Source organism: Rhizobium phaseoli (genome assembly GCF_010668805.1).
Lineage (GTDB): Bacteria > Pseudomonadota > Alphaproteobacteria > Rhizobiales > Rhizobiaceae > Rhizobium > Rhizobium phaseoli_A.
Map to the genome: position 1 here is coordinate 1 of NZ_WUFT01000032.1, position 16,892 is coordinate 16,892.

At 57.8% G+C, this 16,892-nt stretch carries 12 protein-coding genes, 1 tRNA gene and 1 pseudogene; 5 read left to right on the plus strand and 9 right to left on the minus strand.

What is annotated here, in order from left to right:
• Positions 1–48 precede the first annotated feature (48 nt).
• Positions 49–125 (plus strand) — tRNA-Met (locus tag GR197_RS29645).
• A 71-nt stretch (positions 126–196) separates the two neighbouring features.
• Here the strand turns inward: GR197_RS29645 and GR197_RS29650 are convergent.
• On the minus strand, positions 197–1,990 hold the full coding sequence (locus GR197_RS29650) for a tetratricopeptide repeat protein (RefSeq protein ID WP_164016167.1): 1,794 nt from the start codon (positions 1,988–1,990) through the stop codon (positions 197–199).
• Positions 1,991–2,129: 139 nt separating this feature from the next.
• Positions 2,130–4,448, minus strand: coding sequence for a membrane-bound PQQ-dependent dehydrogenase, glucose/quinate/shikimate family (locus GR197_RS29655; RefSeq protein WP_164016111.1), 2,319 nt, complete (start codon positions 4,446–4,448; stop codon positions 2,130–2,132).
• Positions 4,449–4,703: 255 nt separating this feature from the next.
• Here GR197_RS29655 and GR197_RS29660 point away from each other — a divergent pair, with 255 nt between their 5' ends.
• Positions 4,704–5,813 carry an acyltransferase family protein gene (locus tag GR197_RS29660; RefSeq protein WP_164016113.1) on the plus strand — a complete coding sequence of 370 codons (1,110 nt, stop codon included), beginning with the start codon at positions 4,704–4,706 and terminating at the stop codon, positions 5,811–5,813.
• Between the two features lie 587 nt (positions 5,814–6,400).
• Positions 6,401–6,700, plus strand: a complete 300-nt coding sequence (locus GR197_RS29665; RefSeq protein ID WP_164016114.1) for a hypothetical protein — start codon at positions 6,401–6,403, stop codon at positions 6,698–6,700.
• 210 nt (positions 6,701–6,910) lie between these two features.
• On the opposite strand, the gene GR197_RS29670 is transcribed toward GR197_RS29665, so the two are convergent.
• Complete coding sequence (locus GR197_RS29670) at positions 6,911–7,561, minus strand: sugar transferase (RefSeq protein WP_164016116.1); 651 nt, start codon at positions 7,559–7,561, stop codon at positions 6,911–6,913.
• 445 nt (positions 7,562–8,006) lie between these two features.
• Between GR197_RS29670 and GR197_RS29675 the strand changes: the two are divergent.
• Positions 8,007–8,384, plus strand: a pseudogene (locus GR197_RS29675) (cyclic nucleotide-binding domain-containing protein); the annotation flags it as partial.
• Here GR197_RS29675 and GR197_RS29680 read toward each other — a convergent pair.
• The gene (locus GR197_RS29680; RefSeq protein WP_164016118.1) at positions 8,348–9,370 is read right to left on the minus strand and encodes a glycosyltransferase family 2 protein; all 1,023 of its coding nucleotides are present in this window, start codon (positions 9,368–9,370) and stop codon (positions 8,348–8,350) included. The pseudogene GR197_RS29675 and the gene GR197_RS29680 overlap by 37 nt on opposite strands.
• 135 nt (positions 9,371–9,505) lie before the next feature.
• Entirely contained in the window at positions 9,506–10,417 is a 912-nt protein-coding gene (locus tag GR197_RS29685; protein ID WP_164016120.1) for a glycosyltransferase family 8 protein, read from the minus strand.
• 305 nt (positions 10,418–10,722) lie between these two features.
• Between GR197_RS29685 and GR197_RS29690 the strand changes: the two genes are divergently transcribed.
• Complete coding sequence (locus GR197_RS29690; protein ID WP_164016122.1) at positions 10,723–11,022, plus strand: hypothetical protein; 300 nt, start codon at positions 10,723–10,725, stop codon at positions 11,020–11,022.
• Positions 11,023–11,126: 104 nt separating this feature from the next.
• On the opposite strand, the gene GR197_RS29695 is transcribed toward GR197_RS29690, so the two are convergent.
• The 4 genes from GR197_RS29695 to GR197_RS29710 are packed head-to-tail and all read right to left on the minus strand — an operon-like array spanning position 11,127 to position 16,801.
• Complete coding sequence (locus GR197_RS29695) at positions 11,127–12,596, minus strand: hypothetical protein (RefSeq protein WP_164016124.1); 1,470 nt, start codon at positions 12,594–12,596, stop codon at positions 11,127–11,129.
• Between the two features lie 50 nt (positions 12,597–12,646).
• Positions 12,647–14,026, minus strand: a complete 1,380-nt coding sequence (locus GR197_RS29700; protein WP_164016125.1) for a polysaccharide biosynthesis/export family protein — start codon at positions 14,024–14,026, stop codon at positions 12,647–12,649.
• Between the two features lie 4 nt (positions 14,027–14,030).
• The gene (locus tag GR197_RS29705) at positions 14,031–15,053 is read right to left on the minus strand and encodes a glycosyltransferase family 2 protein (protein ID WP_204330460.1); all 1,023 of its coding nucleotides are present in this window, start codon (positions 15,051–15,053) and stop codon (positions 14,031–14,033) included.
• The gene (locus GR197_RS29710) at positions 15,050–16,801 is read right to left on the minus strand and encodes a GumC family protein (protein ID WP_164016127.1); all 1,752 of its coding nucleotides are present in this window, start codon (positions 16,799–16,801) and stop codon (positions 15,050–15,052) included. The genes GR197_RS29705 and GR197_RS29710 overlap by 4 nt, the downstream gene beginning before the upstream one ends.
• Positions 16,802–16,892 lie beyond the last annotated feature (91 nt).

Genomic DNA, 16,892 nt, shown 5'->3' on the forward strand with positions numbered 1-16,892 from the left:
GGCCTTTCGTGTTACAATACTCAAGCAGATCAAATCGATCTGCAATGGCGCGGGGTGGAGCAGCCCGGTAGCTCGTCAGGCTCATAACCTGAAGGCCGCAGGTTCAAATCCTGCCCCCGCAACCAAACCCCCGGATATCAAACATACAATAACAAAATGCCCGCCTCACGGCGGGTTTTTGCGTTTATGGGGTGGTTCACCGATCGAGATTAGGGACGGTCAGGCCGCCCTTGCGGAGTCCTTCAACGCGGCGGTTAAAATCCTCGGGGTTTCGGAAGGGAAGGACGCGGCGGCGGCGCTCGACGGAAAAATTTGGATTGATCTGGAGTGCCTTTTCCCATGCGCGTCGGCACTCCTCGGGCCGGCGGAGGTGGCCGTAGCATGATGCCAGCAGGGCATAGGCGGTTTCCGATTGGGAGTTTTGTTGGAGCCGCAGCTCGATCGCGATGATCGCTTGCTCATATTCACCGAGAGAAAAACGCGCATCAGCGAGAAATTGGAAAAGAATTTCCGGATGATGCGGGTCAAGCCGCACCGATGCCTCGAGCGTTTCCAAGGCGCCTTTGGGATCGCCGGAAAATATCTGGATATGGGCCATCAGTATCAGGAGTTCGGCGGAGTTGGGAGAAAGCGCAAGGCCTCGCAGCACTTCTGCCCGGGCCCGGTCCAGTTCGCGGTTCCACATGCAGGCCATGCCTAGTGCGAAGTGGCTGTTGGGCTGTTCCTCAGCCATTTCCACTGCCTGCTGCGCGAGATCCAGCCCGACCTGCAGCGAAGCCTCCGGATCGTCGCTCCAGGCGTTGACGTAGTCGAGCACATGCGTGAAGGACATGAGTGCCCATGCCGCTGCATAGTCCGGATCGATGGTGATAGCGTCTGCCGCCAGGCTGCGGGCGGCTCGATTTCCTGTTCGGGTATGGGCCGATGCCTGTTCGCGACCACGCAATAGCAACTCGTAAGCGCCGACATCGACAGCGCGCCCGTGGGCTAAGCGGTTCTGGTCGCCATGGGTGAGATTGAGCTTCAGCGCTGTGACGATCTCCTTAGTCAGTTCATCCTGAACCGCAAAGATGTCGGTGAGATCGCGATCGTAGCGGCTGGCCCAGATATGTCCGCCATTGCTGGCGTCGATCAATTGGGCCGTCACACGCACGCGATTGCCGGCCTTGCGCACACTGCCTTCGAGGACATAACGGACGCCGAGCGCCTTAGCCATCTCAGGCACCGAGGCTGTTACATTCTTGTAGATGAAGGATGAGTTGCGGGCGATCACGTGCAATTCGGACAGCTTGGAGAGATCGGTGATGATGTCCTCGCTGATCCCGTCGGAGAAATATTCCTGTTCGGCGTCGCCGCTCATATTGTTGAAGGCCAGTACGGCGATGGAGGGCTTGTCGGGAACGGCTGCAGCCGAAGGCCGTTTCGTCGCCGGCTGCTCTCCAGGTTGCCGTGGCGACGCCGGCGGCGAGACGGTTCCGACCTGCAGCAAATAGACCTGCATCGGCTCCGCGATATTCTTGAGAGGGACTTTGCCGAGATCGGTCACCGCACATTCAAGCCGCGCTCTCACCTGGCGGTAGGCATCTTCGGAGAGGCATATGGCGCCGGGCTGGGCAACTCCCTCCAACCGCGCAGCGATATTGACGCCGTCACCCATCAAATCGCCATCGCTCTCCTCGACGACATCCCCCAGATGGATCCCGACCCGGAACTCGATGCGTTGCTCGGGAGCCACGCCGATATTTCGCTCGACCATCGCGGTCTGCACTTCGATCGCGCAGCGGACGGCGTCGACGACGCTGCGAAACTCGATGAGGCTTCCATCTCCGGTACGCTTGACCACACGGCCATTGTGCACGGCGATGGTCGGATCGACCAGATCGCTGCGCAACGTTCGCAGCCGCGCCAGGATGCGATCCTCGTCCGCACCGGCGAGGCGGCTGTAGCCGACCACATCCGCGACCAGGATCGCCGCCAGTTTTCGCGTCACGCTCGTAGCCTCAGTTCCTCGTCGGACCAAAATAGCACAATGCGACGGGCAACGTCGCCAAATCCTCACTGCCTTGCGGGTCCCGCGATGAGTTCGTTTGGCGTGGAGAGGGTCGGGTAAGCTTGTGCGCTGACAGCGGCTAGTGTTCGTCTTTGAGAGTGAAGGCCAACACATAGTCGCCGACGTCCGTCGAATATGGCGCTCCACCAACCGATATCAGGACATACTGCTTTCCGGTTTTGGGCGAGACATAGGTCATGGGCGTGGCGCTCGAGCCGACCGGCAGGGGATATTTCCAGAGTTCCGAGCCGTTTTCGGCGTCATAGGCGCGGATATAATAGTCTTGAAAACCGGCGAAGAAAACGACACCGCCGGCGGTCGCGGACGTGCCGGCATAGCTCGGCAGGCCCATCGGCATGGGCAGATTGGTTTTGACCTTAAATGGCCCGAGTTCTTCGGCGGTCCCGGCTGGAACCTGCCATGCGATCTTGCGGGTATTCAGATCCACGGCCGTGACAGTTCCGAAGGGCGGCTGCGTGCAGGGAACTCGGAGCCTCGAGGTCCACATTTCGGTGGCCATGCCATAGGGTGTACCGCGCTGCGGAGCAGAGGGGCCATGCGCGGTCGTGGCGAGGGAAAAATCGACATACTCCCCGCGTGGGATGAGTGCGAAGAGACTGGGCACACGGATATCGTTCATGAAGACCCGGTTGTTCGGCAGATCGACCGATACGCTCCCCCAGTTGAGGCCGCCCAGATTTCCCGGCTGCTGGATCGCATATTGCGGGCCGATCGGGGTGAAATCGCCATCATAGCGCATCTTTCGGAAGGCGATGCGGCATGCCAGCTGATCGAACATCGTCAGGCCCCAGGCCGTCTGCTCCGTCACCCGGTCCGCCCCGATTGTCGGCATGCCGACGGAATAGGGTTGCGTCGGAGATAATTTCTCTCCCGGCGCGCCACCTTCCTGCGGCACCGGCTTTTCCTGAACCTCGGCAAGCGGTGTACCGGTCTGACGATTGAGCAGGAAAAGCTGCCCGCGTTTGGTGGTCTGCAAGAGTGCAGGCACGGTGGCGCCATTGCCATCAGGCAGGTCGATCAGAACCGGTTGAGCCGGGAGGTCATAATCCCAGATGTCGTGATGAACGGTCTGGAACTTCCATTTCTCCCGTCCCGTCGTGACATCGAGCGCCACCAATGTGGAATTGTATCGATCGGCGAAAGCCGGGCGATTGACGCCGTAATAATCCGGGGTGGTATTGCCGAGTGGCGCATAGATGAGGCCAAGCTTGTCGTCGAACGCGGCCGTCGTCCACATGTTGGGCGTGGCCCGCGTATAGGTCTGGCCTTCCGGTGGGAGTTTGGTGACCTCAGGGTTGCCGAGATCCCATGCCCATTCGAGCTCGCCGGTGACGACATTGAAGGCGCGGATGACGCCCGAGGGTTCGCCGACCTCCTGATTGTCGATGACCCAGCCTCCGACGACAATCAGATTGCGGGCAATCAGCGGCGCCGATGTCTGGAAATAATAGCCTGACTTGACTTCACCCATGCCCTGGGAGAGCTGCACGGTGCCATTGTCTCCGAAACCCTTGCAGGGCGCGCCGGTCTTGCTGTCGATCTCCAGGAGGCGGGCATCGATCGTTGTCTGCACCAAGCGTTCGTTGCAAAGGCCGTCGGCGGATTGGGCCTCCTGCGGCATCTTGTAGTAACCGAGGCCGCGGCAGCGCTGCCAGTACGGCGCCGCGGCCTTGGGATCGATGGTCCAGCGCGGTTTGCCCGTATCTGCGTCAAGCGCTGCGATGACGTCCGTCGGCGTGCAGGTGTAGATCGTATCGCCGATCTGCAGAGGCGTGTTCTGATCGGCGCCTTCACCTTTTCCTGTGCGATATGTCCAGGCAAGGTCTAGCCTGGCAACATTGCCGCGGTTGATCTGATCGAACGGGGAGTAGCGATCTCCAGCCGTGCTGCGGCCATAAGATGCCCAGTCGGAGGGTGAGTTGTCGCCCTTGGCAGTCTTATAGGCGGGGATGTCGGCGGAAGGGCGGATTAGCCCATGCGGCGTGAAAGCAAGGCTGAACCCCGCTGTGAACAGGGTGGCCGCAAGCAAGGTGCCGCCATAGAAGAGTTTTCGGTTAGCAGTTGGCGATAGCGACGGTGCAAAGAGAAGTGCAAAGCCCGCTAACGCGATGGGGGACATCAAGCGGGCAAAGAGCGCCCAAAAATTGAGACCCGACTCCCATAGTGCCCAGGGAAGGGTGAAAACGGCAATAAGCAGGACAATGAGCGCGCCTGACGTGTTCCGGCGCCACAGCAGAAGCGCGGCGATCAGATAGGCAAGCCCGACGATCGCGTAATAGGGCGAGCCGCCGAGGCTGAGCAGCACGGTGCCGCCTCCCGTTAGGGCCAATCCGATAAAGGCAAGAACAATACAGAACAGGGCGGCCAGAAATTTCATCGTTTCCTCATCCAATCCGCCGCCCGATCGCCTGGACTTAAATTCCGACCGTCGCATGGCACCTCGGGAAGCACAGGGCCATTGGGTTGATGGTCAGTTCTCTCTTCTTCGGGAGAGGGGAGCTCTCTCGTTCAATTTATTCCTGATGTACCTCTGGTCACTGACACGCGGCTCCGATCTGGCAATGTTGCCGCCGCCGCTCTGCGGCAACAGCTTGCCATTCTAAATCGAGTGATACTTCTGAAAGGGGCACAGATGTTTCTCGGCGAAAAGCTTGATCTAGCGAACGGGCGACCAACAGGATTCGATTATATGCGATTACTGTTAGCCTTTTCAGTGCTTTGGATACATACGGCCCGCGTCACGTACGGCGATGACCTCTTTCTCTGGGAGTCATCCTTCCGTCCTGTCATCAAGTCAGTGCTCCCGATGTTCTTTGTCTTGAGTGGATTCCTGGTGGCCGGCAGTCTTGAACGGTCAAAGACATTGATCTCATTTCTCGGTAACCGATTTATCCGGATCTACCCTGCTCTTGCAGTGGAGGTATTGCTGGCTGCCTTTATACTCGGGGCAATCTATACAGAGTATGACCTGCGTGACTATTTCACCGACCCTCAATTCTTTACCTACCTGCTGAATGTCACAGGGCACATTCACTTCAATCTTCCAGGGGTGTTCCTGGATAATCCCGACGCCACGATGGTGAACGGGCAACTCTGGACGGTGCCCTTCGAGCTCGAGTGTTATGCTGTGATCGCCTCCCTCTTTGTGCTCGGCGTGGTCAGGCGACGCGTAATCGCCCTTATCGCAACGCCGGCTTTGATCGTAAGCTTCGGTATCGCAAGGTATTGGAAACATGAAGGTGATTGGGCGACGATGCCCACGACCGCGTCGGGCAATCTGCTTATTTGTGCTTTTCTCGTGGGCGTGACGTTCTATCTCTACAAGGATAAGGTTCTGTGGGATGCGAGAATTTTCCTTGCCTCGGTGGCAATGATATTCTGGGCCTACTGGTTCACCGCCTTTGGGGATTTCATAGCCATTCCGGCTATGGGATATGTCACGGTTTTCCTCGGCCTGACCTCGCCCCGCAAGCTCGGTGTTTTGCGCGGGGCCGACTACTCCTACGGTGTCTTCCTCTATGGATATCCCATCCAACAGGCGTTCGTAGCGCTCGGCCCTTGGGCGCATAACTGGTTGTTGAACGGCATTGTCTGCAGCATCGTTGCGACTTGTTTTGCTGCCCTCTCGTGGAGATTCATTGAAAAGCCGGCGTTGAAATTGCGAAAACAAGTCACTTGGCTTGAAAACCTCAGTCTCCAACGCGGCGCAAAACGGCAATTGGCTGCCGCAGTCGCGAAATAGACTTACAGATGCCGGTCGCGAGGCCGGCAATTCCATCGCCGCCTAACCGGCAAAGACATCAGCAGGGCTCGCCAATCACTGGCGAGCCCTGTTTCGTTGCAACGTGGTCGACCGCCACCGAGGAAGATCCGATCCCGTCGCGAAGGTCGAGCCTGGGGCAGGCTTGCCGCAGATCACTGAGGTCGTCGCATCGTCTGCTGGGCTGACAGGCGCTATTTGGAGCATAGCAGCTGCATAACTTCACACACGCAAGCTTATGTTCAGGCTTATCTTTTCGGTACAAACGAACGAATGTTCAGTTAAGCGCTGAAACTTCGCGGCAGCACCGCGGCTCCTCCTTACAAATTCGATACCTAAACCTTCCCGCATGCTCCAAGCATCTTTGATTTCGGACGATGAACGACCCTATATAAGGAATAGCCAAATATTCTTCGCGCGGTTCGATTGGGTTGTTCTGCGGTTATTAGCAATATTTTAACAATAATAGATAAAATACTTTGATCGGACTTCGTTTCGACTTTGGGTTTTGCCATGTCATTGAGGGCAGGCGGTGGCTTGAAGGAGGCATGAAGAGAGGAGCAGAATTAATGCTGAAGAGCACGCTCATCGTGGTTGCCATCTCCATCGCTGCCGGAGCGACCATTCGCGCTTGGGCTTTTGCAATCTTTGCATTTCTTCTGGTCGCTGCCTTGGGTGTTGTGATCCTGCTGAAAGGCTCCTCCTTTTCGGACGCGGTCGCCTACTCTCTCGAAGCGCTTGTACTGATGGAAATATGCTATCTGGTGGGTCTATTCGGCTACTCCTTGTGGGCGCATGTCCAAAAGAGGCGGAAAAAGGACGCTATCACCGAGCGCTCACATGTGACCGGCAAGCATCCTCACGGATAATGCAATGGCTGAGCAGGCAGGATGCGACCTCCGTGAGGTATCTCAGCCGTGCCGGAACGAAGGCAACTTCCACAAAAATGACGATTTTCGCCCGCTGGAACAGAATGGTTTAAGGTTGTCTGAATGCCTGAAATAATTTCTCAATCAGATATTTACATCATAACTTCGCCGAAAATCGCTTACGCTTTTCGGCGGGAAAACCGAAATACTCTACGAGTCCAATTTGGGCAGTAAGGCGTGCCGGGAAAGCAGGGCCGACAGCGTTTTTGCCATGATCATGAAATCCAACGCGAGCGTCCATTTGCACAGATACTCGACGTCGAGGGAAACGCTATTCTGATAGCTGATGCGCTCGCTCGTCTGCCAATGACCGATCAGGCCGGGACGGACCGCGATGTAGGCATAGGCATGTTCGCCGTAACGCGGCAGCTCTTCTTTGGTAACGGCGCGGGGTCCGACGAGGCTCATTTGCCCAAGCAGCACGTTGATCAATTTTGGAAGCTTGTCGAGGCTCGATCGCGTCAGGATGGCGCCGAGGACAGTCACGTGCGGGCCGACTCCTTCGTCGGTTCTCGTCGTCCGAAATTTGAGGCAACCGAACTCTTTTCCCCTATAGCCGACCCGCCGATGGGAATCGAGAATGGAGCCCCTATCGCTTAGCGTTATGATGAGTGCTACAGACAGAAGGAGCGGCGACAGAAGAAATAAGAGAGACGCCGCAATGGTGAAATCCAATACGCGCTTCAGAATCCTGCTGATGGTGTGGGATTTGGACGAATTGAATGGATACCCTTCCTGCCGCCTGCTGGTGTAATCCCGCCAAGGGTCGGTTCGGTTGATGCCATGATTTTTTCCCGCCATCCGCGTCTCCGTTGGGCGAAGCCCAGAAATCACAGCGAAAGCTTGTTTTAATACAGGTTTGATGTCTGTGACCGAGGTCATATTGGTGAATAAATTCTTTCTATCCCAAAGTGTTCTTGTGGATATTTAAAATACTATTTGCGTGCCAGGGGTAAATAAGCGAAATGTTATTAGTATTAATGTGCGGCAATGGGATTAATCATCTGCCGTTCCGACTTGTTCGATAATTTAGAAATTGCCATGATCGCGTCAAATTCAAATAAAATCTCAAAATCTAAATAATTAACAGAATTAAATATTACTTCTCTGTATATAAACATGAGGATCAATCATGATTTACGTATAATTGTAGATAGTCTTTTATATTTTTCTAATTTTACTCATTGATTTAATCTATTTTCGGTGTCGTCAACGATAGTAAAGGAATTATTCTGTGTGGATCTGGGTGTGTCGCGGGGCGATTGACATCAGAGATAACAAGACTGGAGGAGACGCGTTGCGACTAGGCGAGGCGGTTACTCACGGGCCTGTTGGTATTGTATACGGTGGCCGGAGGAATCTGGATCATGAGTTCCCGTTTTGCCGTTCAAGTGTCCGAAAGTTTCGCCGCGGTGAGGTGATTGCCGGCGCCGGTGACGTCATCGACATGTTCGCCCGCGTTCAGCGCGGAATGGTGAGGGCAAGCACCCGGCTCGCCGACGGACGAGAGTTCATCGTGGAAATCGTTCCAAAAGGCGGACTGATCGGCGAACTGGAGGTGCAAGCAGTGCATTTAGACGACCTGCATCAGACTTCGCTCTCGGAGGCATTTCTCCAGTATTTCCAGCCTTCACCCTGGATAAGCCCGTGATCGGAGAGATCCTTCCAGCTTCTGTAGGTGCCGGTATCGTCGTAGACGAAATCACCCTTGTCCTTGCTCGAGGAATATACCGCATATTCCTCCGTATGTTGGGAAAGGTGCGCCGCATCGGCAACCTTGTGCACGAAGGTCGACAGGAACTTGAAATGCAGAAGCGCGCCGGATACGCCGAGCGCGCCGTGCATGTCGCCCAAATTCAGGGAGAGCGGCCAGACCTGGTGGGATGACTTCAGAAAAAGACGCTCGCCGCCCACGTAGACGAGGGGTATCTTGTTGAGCGCAGGGCCATCCCAGAGCCGGTCATGGAAATAGACCCGCCCACGAACGCCGCCCTTGATCCATATCGTCCAGTTGCGTTTGTCGAAATGCGCGACGTAGCCGGACCGGTCGAAGAGATTGCAGACTTCGAGCGGATTTCGACCGGGTTCGCAGATGTTTTCGAGAACGGGATGGGGGCTGTACATGTCGATCATCACCGAGCGGAGGGAACGGCCGCCCATGGAATCGATATAGGCAGTCAATTGATCGATCGGCCGCGTGTCGCAATGGGGATAGACCAAGAATTCGTCTGCATCGACATAGAGAACCCATTTCTCCCGACAGTGCCGATTGATGACTTCGTTGATCCAGTCGTTTCCGAATCTCGCCGCCTTGTAGGACCCGTGGGCAGAAACAAGTGAGACATCGTCGAAGCTGGACAGCAACTCGACCGTGCCATCGGTCGAGCCGTTGTCGATGCAGATGAAATGCTCGAAGCCGAGATCACGATAATATTGCAGGAAGAATGCCAGTCGATGCCCCTCGTCGCGGATGACGCAGATGACGACGTGACGTGCCTGGCTGAGCCCATCGCGCAGCAGGTCATAGCGAACCTGCCGGGCCTTGAGCGACCGGCGCAGGCGGGCTTTTGCGTAATGCGAGATACTGGCGGCGGAAGCCCTATAACTCATATTCTGTCCTGAACATCCTCTATCCTGGAATGAATAGATGAATAGTTGCGCTCCCGCCTGCGATCCAAGGGTCGACCGGCGATGCTGAGATCGGTCACGCCGACATTCCCCTCATGATGAACCAACGATGCGTCATCATACGGCGTAATCGCCGACCAGCAGGTTTTGGACCCGCGGATCAGGTCCGCTTTTCTCAATTGCGTGTTCGATGCGCGCTCGGATCGACCGGTACTTATACAAGATCTTACGATCGAAGCTTATTCCGCGATACAAAGAGTTGTAAATCGGATGAGCTTTGCGCAGGTCGACGTAAACCTGGCTTTCCTTATCTGTCCATGGAAAGAAGGTTCCGTGCCATGGCTTCGGATGGGCCATGTAATGCACGATCGCCAAGGAGGACATGTTGACCAGATGAAGGAACTGCTTGGGAAAGTTCCAGCGGTTCGATACCAGGATCAGCGATGAGCCACAGACATAATTCAATGCGCCCTGATCGTGTTTGCCCTCGCAGGCCTCAGGATTTTTAGCAAAAAGCTCAAGTGCCTCCTGCCCGATCCAGCCGTTGCGATGGAATTTCAGGACTCCCGCGTTGAAATAGTGGCTGCTCTTTCCAGTGTCGAGGAAATCATGGATCGCCGTGTAATCGCGCGCCGCGAAAAACCTGCCTTCGGGCACGGCGGCGTTTTCGAGCCCGCTGAGATCGCTCACGATCTGCGTATCGCCGTCAAGGTAGATGATCTGGGTATAGTTGGCAGGCAAAATCTCGCAAAGCACCAGCTTGGCCATCGTGCTGACGCTGATGCGTCCCTGGAAATGCGATCCGTCGAGCTTGCCGAGCGAATCCTGCAGCGCTTCGGTCACATCAACCAAGTCGACCCCGCTCGTTGCGAGCAGGGCTTTCAGTTCTTCGAAATTATCGAGATGTTCCGACATGAGAACGCAGACATCGGTCGCGGGGCTTGCGAATTTGCGGGCCTGCAGCGCCGAGAGAATAGTCGGAAATGAATACTCGACATCCGTGACGTAGACGACACACTGATTGTTCATGTCATCACCCTTCCGATTGTGCGCGATACAAATGAACCGGCATTGTCTTTCCAGTCGAGGGAACAGTTGTGAATTGAGCCGACGGGTCTGTCATATGAAGGCCCCGTTCGGTATATATAGCACGCGTCCAGTCCGGTGGTGGCCGAGTCGGATCTGGCTGCCGGCGGCTTTTGTGTGATCATTGTTGAGATATTCACCATGAAGAGTGCCTTGCCTGTCACAAGACTGGGTTTCGACATCTTGTTTCGCGGACCGACGATTGGGGTTGCAAGCCGTGTCGGAATGCAGAGGGAAGGGGGATTGCGATGCTGATCACCACGATCGTGGCAGCCGTGATTTCGATCGCTGCCGGGGCTTCCATCCGTGCCTGGGCCTTCGCATTTTTTGCATTCCTCGTGGCAATCGGGTTCGGCAGCGTGGCTTTCGCTGATGGGTCTTCCGTGCTTGCGGCGGTCCTCTCCGGTTTTGCCATCCTCGCAATGATGGAAATCGGCTACCTCGCGGGCGTATTCGTGTCGGGGCTTTTGCGGCGTAGTGCCAGGCTGCGGGAAAATAATTCGGTCGCAGACAACGTCGCGACCAGCAGCGAGCGCCCGCAAGGCTGATGCAGACGTAGACTTCCCAGCATATCCGTCTGCGGCGCGCTTTGCAGGAGTGCCTTTGGCCGACGGGCTCCTTCTCGCGCGGCGGCGGAGTTCGAGCGCGGGCATCATCGTGCTGAAAACATCGACGCTCTCATCAGAGATATCGATGTCTCCCGTGGGATCCGGTTGGCGAGCGAGCGGGCCGTGCGTCGCGGCGAGATATTGGTTGGCGCCAGGCACCCGGCCGCCAGACCCGCCGTGGTGCTGAACAGCAGGCCGAGATCGGTGCCGCTTCCCGATATCGCCGCCGAGGCGACCTGGGCGATGCATGCCATAATCGCGGCGTTTCCGATCACGTGGTTTTCGCGATCGCCTGATACGCGCCGGCCGGAAGCCCTTAAAAGGCTGCACAGGAAAGTGACGAAGAGAAGAGTGCCGGTTAATCCGACATTGGAAAGCAATGCAGCGATAAAACTCGATGCTCGAACGGTGCCGAGCCCGGCGCCGAAGGTGGCGGTATCAACGAATGCGATCAATGCCAGCGTGTTCCAGGCGGTCCGTTCTTCGCCGGATTGCGATTGGAGCTTGTCCGACAGGGTGCTGTTCACCAGGCCGACAATGGAATCCCATGCGTCGGGGACGAGGCTGAGTGCAACGATGGCACAGGGGATCAAGAACAGCGTGATCACCAGGAGTGTCACGTGCGGGGTCGTGGCCGGGCCGCCGATCAGTCGTTTCAGGCAGAACAGCACGAACAAGCTGATAACGAAGATGCCGGCAATATAGGCGGTTGTTGACGTGCAAAGCATGATCGTCGGGCCGATGAAAAGTGTTGCAAGTCCCGCCATGCGGCTTTGAACACGCTCCAGCCAGAGCATCAGGGTGAAGGAAAAATAGGCCAGCGCGACAGCGCCATACATGCTCGCTTCGGGAAAGGAACCGACGATGCGCTTGAAGCCGCTGATCGTCTCGGCCGTATGCATCGTGTAATTCGCATTCCTGATGATATCGAGCAGGTAGGACTGTCCGGTCAGGAAGGTTCCGATATCGATAAGCGCCAATGCAAAACATACCAGCGACGCGACGATCAGTTGTTGTGCAACGAAACGGGCATATCCGAGCCTGGTGAGCCCCGAGACGACGGCAAAGCAGGCGAGGTCGCCGAGCAGATAGACGGATTGGCTGAGATTGGACGAACCTGGAGCCAGCGGAGCGGCCACTGTCGACATCATCCCGGAGACGTCTCGTGCAGAGGAGTAGACGAGGGTCGCGCCTGCAAAGATGCGGGGCAAGAAGAACGACGATGCCACGGAAAACAGGATGTAGGCGGCAAACCAGAAGCCAGGGCCCGGATAGGCGATGCTGGCCAGTACCGTCTGCGTTTGAGCCGGGCGCAGTAGGGCGGCCAAAACGAGAAAGAGCACCAGAAGATGGCTTGGCTGGATGCTGCTGCCGCCGAGCGCGGGCAATTGGAGAGCCGCTGCGGCTCCCAGCAGCGTCGACAGGCACAGGGTCGCAAGAGCAAAGCGCGCGCCGTAGATCATGCCGAGCACGCCAAGCAGCAGAACGATGAAACCGATCGGTTCTATCGACATGCTTCAGATCCTGATCCGGAGGGTATGCGGCCAATGATCACCACCGCCACCTAATTCGATCCCGCCTGAGATACCCAACCGGGGGCCGACCGACTGTCCCCGGCCACATCGGACGACGGGACTGTCGAACTCTGTTTCTGCGGCGCGGCCTGCGGCGACTGGGATGAGCCCTGAAGGCTCGTGTCTAAACCGACCTCGACCAGATCGTGCGGCAGCAATGCGGTTTGCTCGTCCGCCACGATGGTGCGATAGGTTCCGTCGTCATTGCGACGCACGATCCTGTAGTTCTTCTGCGCTCTGCTGAGACCCGGCACGTCGGTGCTGATCTGGGCGAGTTGAGCGTCGTAGCCGGCCTGTTCGCCGAGAAGCTGGGCCACCTGGATATCGATCGCCGCCCTGCCGATCGCCAGATTGACCTGATTGAGCAAGTCCTGGTTTTCGCTGTTCTGCCGGTTAACGATGTTGATCTTGGAACGGTCGGCTTCGCTGAGGCCCTGGCGAGCCGTGGTCAGGGCAACTTCGAGATCGATCAGGGTGCCTTGTGCATCCGCAACCCCGCGGTCGACCGAGACCTGGCGGGAATTGCTGACCAAGCCTTTGCTCACTAGGCTGTTGACATTGTCCAATTCCTTTTGGGCAAGGTCGATCTGCCGCTTTTGCGAATTGATCTTGGCCGCAAGCGACTCGACCTGCTGGCCATAGAGACGGGTCAGATCATTCGCCGCTTCGATCTGGCTGTCGATATCGACGCGCCGCAGCCGCATCAGGTTCAATTCCTGTGCCTTCAGCTTGTCTATATCGGGCGTTCCCACGAGTTCGCCAGGAATTTCGAAACTCTGCTCGCCAGCGATCTCCGCGCGCAGCCGCGCCTGCCGCATCAACAGATCGCGCCGGTTGAGAACGGCCGTTCGGTAGGCGCCGGCAGCCTGGATCCGGTCGCGCTCGAAATAGGTATTATCCTCGCGTTCCCGCTGGAAACCACCAGCGATGCTGACCACCTTCATGACGGTCATGTTGGGTTCAAACGGATAGCGTCCGGGAGTTTGCACGGTTCCGGTCACGAAGATCGGTGCATGCTCGGCAATCTCCAGGGCGATGTACGGCTTGCCCGGGAGTTCCGCCTTTTCGGCCAGCGCGCCGGCGATGGCATCGGCGAGCTCCTCAGTTGTCTTTCCGGTTGCTTGCACGTGGCCGGCGATCGGGATCGACAGGTCGCCGGTATCGTCGACGGTATAGACGCCGTCGAGAGCCTCCCAGCTGGCATAGCGGGAATCCGAAGAGCGCCATTCGACGACGCGCAGTCTTACCTTGTCTTCCGGTACGAGGGTAAATGTCTGTGCATGGGCGACGCTCCAGCCGGTCAGGCAGCAGAAAGCCAGCAAGGCGAGTGCGGCGGAGATGGCGCGATCGGACAAGGATGTAGGTTGCATTGATCTATCTCCGTTTCGTTGCGATCGACGGCGAAGTCATCTCGCGCGGCGGCGGATTGCCGAGTTCGAGAATGCGGGACGGAGAGGCGCGGCCGACAAGAAGATCGGAAAGCGCCAGCAAATTGCCATTCAAACGTCCCCAACGGTCGATCAAGCGGTCTTTGAACAATAGGCCCGAGGCGTTCGCCAGAATGTTGCGGCCGATCTGTGCGATTGCACGGCCCTTGGACATCGTGCCCTTGCGGATCAGATAGACAGGATTGGCAACCTGCGAATAGCCGAGTCTTCGGCCGGGCTGACGCCCGGATCTGACGCCGAGATGCACGCCGCGGGCGCCTTCGACACGCACGGACCTGCCGTAGCGGGCGATGCACCTGCTGAAATCGACATCCTCGAGCCAGCCGTAGAGCGGCAGCTGCTCGTCAAAAGTCAGCGCATGCTCGATGACGGATGAAAGGCGAACCGCCATGTTGCATCCGTAGGCGTTATAGACCTCCGTCACCTGTTCGGCCGCTTCGCCGGCCGTTTCAAGAACCTGCAGCGCCGTTGACATGCTGAGGCCGCCGTCGAGGATGCCGTCGGCCAGGACCTCGCCGGTGGCGATCGCCACGTTGGGCCTTAGCGCAAAAACGGCCGCAATCCGCGACAGAAAGGTTGCGGCGGGAATGAAGTCGTCGTCCAGGAAGATCAGAATATCCGTATCGGCCGCGGCGGCCTCGATGATCCTGTTGCGTTGAGAGGTCAGGCCACGGCTACCGACGATGACGTCCACGTCGACGCGGTCGGCAAGCCCGGCGGCATCGTCGATCAAGGGCACGCAGACGATCAGCCGCTCAGCCTGATCGGGCAGCCCGGTGAGATAATCGACCGTCTCCCGCAGGATCGAGGGGCGGCCTGCCGAAGCAATCCCGATGGCAATTCGCAATGGGCGGCTCGCGCGCCCTGCCGCGGCTTCAGTGCCGCAAGGACCAGGCGCCGGCCCGATTGGCTCGCCCTGCTTGGTTGCTCCTGCCGAAAACGAGGTCATGACTGCATTCTCTTCGGTGCATGGTTGATGATCGCGCCGAGGATCTCCGCCCCGACGTTCCGCATCGTGTCGATGACGCGCATGGTATCGTCGATCGAGGTGCGGCCGTGCGAGGTGACGATGAGGACGCCGTCCAGTTCCGGCGCGATCGCATTGGCATCCGGCGAAGCGGAGAATGCGGAAATGTCGACGAATATGGCGTCGAATTCCTTTTTCAGATCGGCGAAGCTCAACTGTGTGCGACGGGAGCTCAGGCGAATGGCCGGCGTCACCGCTTCGACATCGCCGAGCGGAAGGAATTTCAGCGTCGGGGTGAGCGGCAATGCCGCCGTCTGAATCAGTTCTCCATTGTCGAGGACATCGACGAGGCCGGTGGAACTATGGGGCGCGATCGATTTGCTGAGCGACGATTTCTGTGCAGCCGCATCGATCAGCAGCGTCTGAGCTCCTGATATCGCCGACAGCATGGCAAGTTCACACGCGATGGTCGATGCCCCGCTGCCGGGGTCGATGGCGACGATTCCGATGACGACCCGGCGTTTGCGCCGAAGACCGACGACCGTCGCGCTCAGTTCCGCCATGCCTGGGATATCAGGATAGGCGGCAGTGCTCCTATCCGTGCCGGCGGCAAGGAAATGCGCAGGGTGTCGATTGCTGGTCCTTTTCGATGTCGCCAGCAGAGTGACGAAGGGCAGTCCAGCAGCATCGGCGATCTGATGGGGACGGATGATCCGGCGATCACCGGCGTGCCTTATCATGGCAAGTGCCAGGCCGAGACCAAGACCGACCGCCGCCGCAAAGGCGAGGATGAGCGTGCTGCGTGGCCTGGCCTTCGAAAGCGGCAGCGTGGCTCGCGAAACGATCGTGGCATCGGACACCGGGTAGGTGATGCGCTGCTTGGCTTCGGTAAGCTGGTTCAAGGTGCTTTCGTAAAGGGTGCGGCGAGCGTCCGTTGCGCTTTGCAGCTCCGCAAGCTTGAACTGATCGCGCGGATTGCTCGTAAAACCAGCCAAGGCGCTGGCAGCTTCGGCAAGTCCACGCTGTTGCTCGGTTATGAACTTCGCCAGCCAGTCGCTGTATTGGCGGGCGGCGTTGGCCTTCATGGAGATATTCTTCTGAATATATTGCCTGGCGAGCGTGTCGGCGATGTCGACAGCTTTCTGGGGGGTCGTTGCCGCGGCCGATATCTCGATGACCGTCGAACTTCCGATCCGGCGTATTTCCGTCATGTTCAGCAACGTGGCCGTCGCCCAGTCATGGAGCCGCTCCCCCTCCGGCTGCGCTTCTCCCGTTCCCTTGTCCGTCGCTGCCTGCGATGGCGTATCCTGCTGCGAAGAAAGGCCCGTCAGCCAATTCTTTGCCCTGTCCTGCAGCGAAGGCGCCTGATCGACGAATTCCGGATCGTTGTCGAGATCAAGCGCCGTTACCGTTCCGCCGACGACGTCGCTGGATCTGGCGATTTCCAGCTGTCCCTCTATGAATGCATCTTCCGCAAATGCCCTTTGTGCTTCGGAGCCGCTCACCTGGGGAAAGATGACAAGTTGCGTGCTGGCAACGAAAGTCGGCTCGGCGGTCAGTACGTAGCTCCCCGCCAATACGAGGAAGGCGATCGTCGTCGCCACAATCCACGGCCAGCGCATTCTGAGAAAGAAAAGCATATCCCGCAAAGTCAGCGGTGAATTCCCCCCAGTTGTTGCGGCAGGCAGAGATATCGGAGAAACGCCGCTGAAGATCGTGCTCGATGTCATGTCGTCCTAATCCAAAATGGCGATATCACGGAGTAACCAGGTGCCGGGTGATCAGATACCTGCAGCGTGGAGGGGACGGAGAGAGGTGCAT